The organism is Pseudomonas huaxiensis (assembly GCF_003231275.1).
Lineage (GTDB): Bacteria > Pseudomonadota > Gammaproteobacteria > Pseudomonadales > Pseudomonadaceae > Aquipseudomonas > Aquipseudomonas huaxiensis.
Genome location: NZ_QKVL01000087.1, coordinates 1 through 5,263, shown reverse-complemented (window position 1 = coordinate 5,263; position 5,263 = coordinate 1). Strand labels below are relative to the sequence as shown.

The window sequence follows — 5,263 nt, the reverse complement described above, 5'->3', positions numbered from 1 at the left end:
TCAAGTGTTTGAAGTTGAAAGAGAAATTCTGAAAAACTTCAAAATAAACGCTTGACAGGCTGAGAGGAAAGCGTAGAATGCGCGCCTCGGTTGAGACGAAAAGCTCTTAACCAACCGCTCTTTAACAATTGAATCAAGCAATTCGTGTGGGTGCTTGTGAATTCGGACTGATAGTCAGCAAGATTATCAGCATCACAAGTGACTATACGAGAAATCGAAATAGTTCATTTTGAGATTGCTGAGCCAAGTTTAGGGTTTTCTCAAAACCCAAGCAGTATTGAACTGAAGAGTTTGATCATGGCTCAGATTGAACGCTGGCGGCAGGCCTAACACATGCAAGTCGAGCGGATGAGAAGAGCTTGCTCTTCGATTCAGCGGCGGACGGGTGAGTAATACCTAGGAATCTGCCTGGTAGTGGGGGACAACGTTTCGAAAGGAACGCTAATACCGCATACGTCCTACGGGAGAAAGCAGGGGACCTTCGGGCCTTGCGCTATCAGATGAGCCTAGGTCGGATTAGCTAGTTGGTGAGGTAATGGCTCACCAAGGCTACGATCCGTAACTGGTCTGAGAGGATGATCAGTCACACTGGAACTGAGACACGGTCCAGACTCCTACGGGAGGCAGCAGTGGGGAATATTGGACAATGGGCGAAAGCCTGATCCAGCCATGCCGCGTGTGTGAAGAAGGTCTTCGGATTGTAAAGCACTTTAAGTTGGGAGGAAGGGCATTAACCTAATACGTTAGTGTTTTGACGTTACCGACAGAATAAGCACCGGCTAACTCTGTGCCAGCAGCCGCGGTAATACAGAGGGTGCAAGCGTTAATCGGAATTACTGGGCGTAAAGCGCGCGTAGGTGGTTCGTTAAGTTGGATGTGAAATCCCCGGGCTCAACCTGGGAACTGCATCCAAAACTGGCGAGCTAGAGTAGGGCAGAGGGTGGTGGAATTTCCTGTGTAGCGGTGAAATGCGTAGATATAGGAAGGAACACCAGTGGCGAAGGCGACCACCTGGGCTCATACTGACACTGAGGTGCGAAAGCGTGGGGAGCAAACAGGATTAGATACCCTGGTAGTCCACGCCGTAAACGATGTCAACTAGCCGTTGGAATCCTTGAGATTTTAGTGGCGCAGCTAACGCATTAAGTTGACCGCCTGGGGAGTACGGCCGCAAGGTTAAAACTCAAATGAATTGACGGGGGCCCGCACAAGCGGTGGAGCATGTGGTTTAATTCGAAGCAACGCGAAGAACCTTACCAGGCCTTGACATGCAGAGAACTTTCCAGAGATGGATTGGTGCCTTCGGGAACTCTGACACAGGTGCTGCATGGCTGTCGTCAGCTCGTGTCGTGAGATGTTGGGTTAAGTCCCGTAACGAGCGCAACCCTTGTCCTTAGTTACCAGCACGTAATGGTGGGCACTCTAAGGAGACTGCCGGTGACAAACCGGAGGAAGGTGGGGATGACGTCAAGTCATCATGGCCCTTACGGCCTGGGCTACACACGTGCTACAATGGTCGGTACAGAGGGTTGCCAAGCCGCGAGGTGGAGCTAATCTCACAAAACCGATCGTAGTCCGGATCGCAGTCTGCAACTCGACTGCGTGAAGTCGGAATCGCTAGTAATCGCGAATCAGAATGTCGCGGTGAATACGTTCCCGGGCCTTGTACACACCGCCCGTCACACCATGGGAGTGGGTTGCACCAGAAGTAGCTAGTCTAACCTTCGGGAGGACGGTTACCACGGTGTGATTCATGACTGGGGTGAAGTCGTAACAAGGTAGCCGTAGGGGAACCTGCGGCTGGATCACCTCCTTAATCGACGACATCAGCCGCTTCATAAGCTCCCACACGAATTGCTTGATTCATTGAAGAAGACGATTAGGTTAGCAACCTTCGATTGGGTCTGTAGCTCAGTTGGTTAGAGCGCACCCCTGATAAGGGTGAGGTCGGCAGTTCGAATCTGCCCAGACCCACCAATTGCTGGGGCCATAGCTCAGCTGGGAGAGCGCCTGCCTTGCACGCAGGAGGTCAGCGGTTCGATCCCGCTTGGCTCCACCACCCCCTCTTGCACCTATGTAAAAGCTTAGAAATGAATATTCGCATCGAATATTGATTTCTGAACTTTATCAGAATCGTTCTTTAAAAATTTGGGTATGTGATAGAAAGATAGACTGGACAGCACTTTCACTGGTGTTTGTTCAGGCTAAGGTAAAATTTGTGAGTTTAATCATGAATTTTCGGCGAATGTCGTCTTCACAGTATAACCAGATTGCTTGGGGTTATATGGTCAAGTGAAGAAGCGCATACGGTGGATGCCTTGGCAGTCAGAGGCGATGAAAGACGTGGTAGCCTGCGATAAGCTCCGGGGAGTCGGCAAACAGACTTTGATCCGGAGATCTCTGAATGGGGGAACCCAGCCATCATAAGATGGTTATCTTACACTGAATACATAGGTGTAAGAGGCGAACCAGGGGAACTGAAACATCTAAGTACCCTGAGGAAAAGAAATCAACCGAGATTCCCTTAGTAGTGGCGAGCGAACGGGGACTAGCCCTTAAGTTGATTTGAGATTAGTGGAAGGCTCTGGAAAGTGCCGCCATAGTGGGTGATAGCCCCGTACACGAAAATCTCTTATCAATGAAATCGAGTAGGACGGAGCACGAGAAACTTTGTCTGAATATGGGGGGACCATCCTCCAAGGCTAAATACTACTGACTGACCGATAGTGAACCAGTACCGTGAGGGAAAGGCGAAAAGAACCCCGGAGAGGGGAGTGAAATAGATCCTGAAACCGTATGCGTACAAGCAGTGGGAGCCTACTTGTTAGGTGACTGCGTACCTTTTGTATAATGGGTCAGCGACTTATATTCAGTGGCGAGCTTAACCGAATAGGGGAGGCGTAGCGAAAGCGAGTCTTAATAGGGCGTTTAGTCGCTGGGTATAGACCCGAAACCGGGCGATCTATCCATGGGCAGGTTGAAGGTTAGGTAACACTGACTGGAGGACCGAACCGACTACCGTTGAAAAGTTAGCGGATGACCTGTGGATCGGAGTGAAAGGCTAATCAAGCTCGGAGATAGCTGGTTCTCCTCGAAAGCTATTTAGGTAGCGCCTCATGTATCACTGTAGGGGGTAGAGCACTGTTTCGGCTAGGGGGTCATCCCGACTTACCAAACCGATGCAAACTCCGAATACCTACAAGTGCCGAGCATGGGAGACACACGGCGGGTGCTAACGTCCGTCGTGAAAAGGGAAACAACCCAGACCGTCAGCTAAGGTCCCAAAGTTATGGTTAAGTGGGAAACGATGTGGGAAGGCTTAGACAGCTAGGAGGTTGGCTTAGAAGCAGCCACCCTTTAAAGAAAGCGTAATAGCTCACTAGTCGAGTCGGCCTGCGCGGAAGATGTAACGGGGCTCAAACCATACACCGAAGCTACGGGTATCACTTAGGTGATGCGGTAGAGGAGCGTTCTGTAAGCCTGTGAAGGTGAGTTGAGAAGCTTGCTGGAGGTATCAGAAGTGCGAATGCTGACATGAGTAACGACAATGGGAGTGAAAAACTCCCACGCCGAAAGACCAAGGTTTCCTGCGCAACGTTAATCGACGCAGGGTTAGTCGGTCCCTAAGGCGAGGCTGAAAAGCGTAGTCGATGGAAAACAGGTTAATATTCCTGTACTTCTAGTTATTGCGATGGAGGGACGGAGAAGGCTAGGCCAGCTTGGCGTTGGTTGTCCAAGTTTAAGGTGGTAGGCTGAGATCTTAGGTAAATCCGGGATCTTAAGGCCGAGAGCTGATGACGAGCGCTCTTAGAGCGCGAAGTGGTTGATGCCATGCTTCCAAGAAAAGCTTCTAAGCTTCAGATAACTAGGAACCGTACCCCAAACCGACACAGGTGGTTGGGTAGAGAATACCAAGGCGCTTGAGAGAACTCGGGTGAAGGAACTAGGCAAAATGGCACCGTAACTTCGGGAGAAGGTGCGCCGGCGAGGGTCAAGGACTTGCTCCGTAAGCCCATGCCGGTCGAAGATACCAGGCCGCTGCGACTGTTTATTAAAAACACAGCACTCTGCAAACACGAAAGTGGACGTATAGGGTGTGACGCCTGCCCGGTGCCGGAAGGTTAATTGATGGGGTTAGCTAACGCGAAGCTCTTGATCGAAGCCCCGGTAAACGGCGGCCGTAACTATAACGGTCCTAAGGTAGCGAAATTCCTTGTCGGGTAAGTTCCGACCTGCACGAATGGCGTAACGATGGCGGCGCTGTCTCCACCCGAGACTCAGTGAAATTGAAATCGCTGTGAAGATGCAGTGTATCCGCGGCTAGACGGAAAGACCCCGTGAACCTTTACTATAGCTTTGCACTGGACTTTGAATTTGCTTGTGTAGGATAGGTGGGAGGCTTTGAAGCGTGGACGCCAGTTCGCGTGGAGCCATCCTTGAAATACCACCCTGGCAACTTTGAGGTTCTAACTCAGGTCCGTTATCCGGATCGAGGACAGTGTATGGTGGGTAGTTTGACTGGGGCGGTCTCCTCCTAAAGAGTAACGGAGGAGTACGAAGGTGCGCTCAGACCGGTCGGAAATCGGTCGTAGAGTATAAAGGCAAAAGCGCGCTTGACTGCGAGACAGACACGTCGAGCAGGTACGAAAGTAGGTCTTAGTGATCCGGTGGTTCTGTATGGAAGGGCCATCGCTCAACGGATAAAAGGTACTCCGGGGATAACAGGCTGATACCGCCCAAGAGTTCATATCGACGGCGGTGTTTGGCACCTCGATGTCGGCTCATCACATCCTGGGGCTGAAGCCGGTCCCAAGGGTATGGCTGTTCGCCATTTAAAGTGGTACGCGAGCTGGGTTTAGAACGTCGTGAGACAGTTCGGTCCCTATCTGCCGTGGACGTTTGAGATTTGAGAGGGGCTGCTCCTAGTACGAGAGGACCGGAGTGGACGAACCTCTGGTGTTCCGGTTGTCACGCCAGTGGCATTGCCGGGTAGCTATGTTCGGAAGAGATAACCGCTGAAAGCATCTAAGCGGGAAACTTGCCTCAAGATGAGATCTCACTGGAGCCTTGAGCTCCCTGAAGGGCCGTCGAAGACTACGACGTTGATAGGTTGGGTGTGTAAGCGCTGTGAGGCGTTGAGCTAACCAATACTAATTGCCCGTGAGGCTTGACCATATAACACCCAAGCAATTTGACTGCTTCTGGAGACAGGGCACCGAATTGTGGTGGTGAAGACGAAACGCTCGAAAATTCGTGAACCCAC

2 tRNA genes and 2 rRNA genes are annotated in these 5,263 nt (G+C 51.3%); all 4 read left to right on the top strand.

Annotated elements, in window-relative coordinates:
• Positions 1 to 279 precede the first annotated feature (279 nt).
• The 4 genes from DM374_RS32000 (at position 280) to DM374_RS31985 (ending at position 5,175) form a co-directional block, all read left to right on the top strand.
• Positions 280 to 1,816 (top strand): 16S ribosomal RNA (locus DM374_RS32000).
• Positions 1,817 to 1,900: 84 nt separating this feature from the next.
• Positions 1,901 to 1,977 (top strand) — tRNA-Ile (locus DM374_RS31995).
• Between the two features lie 6 nt (positions 1,978 to 1,983).
• Positions 1,984 to 2,059: transfer RNA gene (locus DM374_RS31990), tRNA-Ala, on the top strand.
• A gap of 227 nt (positions 2,060 to 2,286) precedes the next feature.
• A 23S ribosomal RNA gene (locus DM374_RS31985) occupies positions 2,287 to 5,175 on the top strand.
• The 16S and 23S rRNA genes sit together here with 2 tRNA genes alongside, the layout of an rRNA operon.
• Positions 5,176 to 5,263 lie beyond the last annotated feature (88 nt).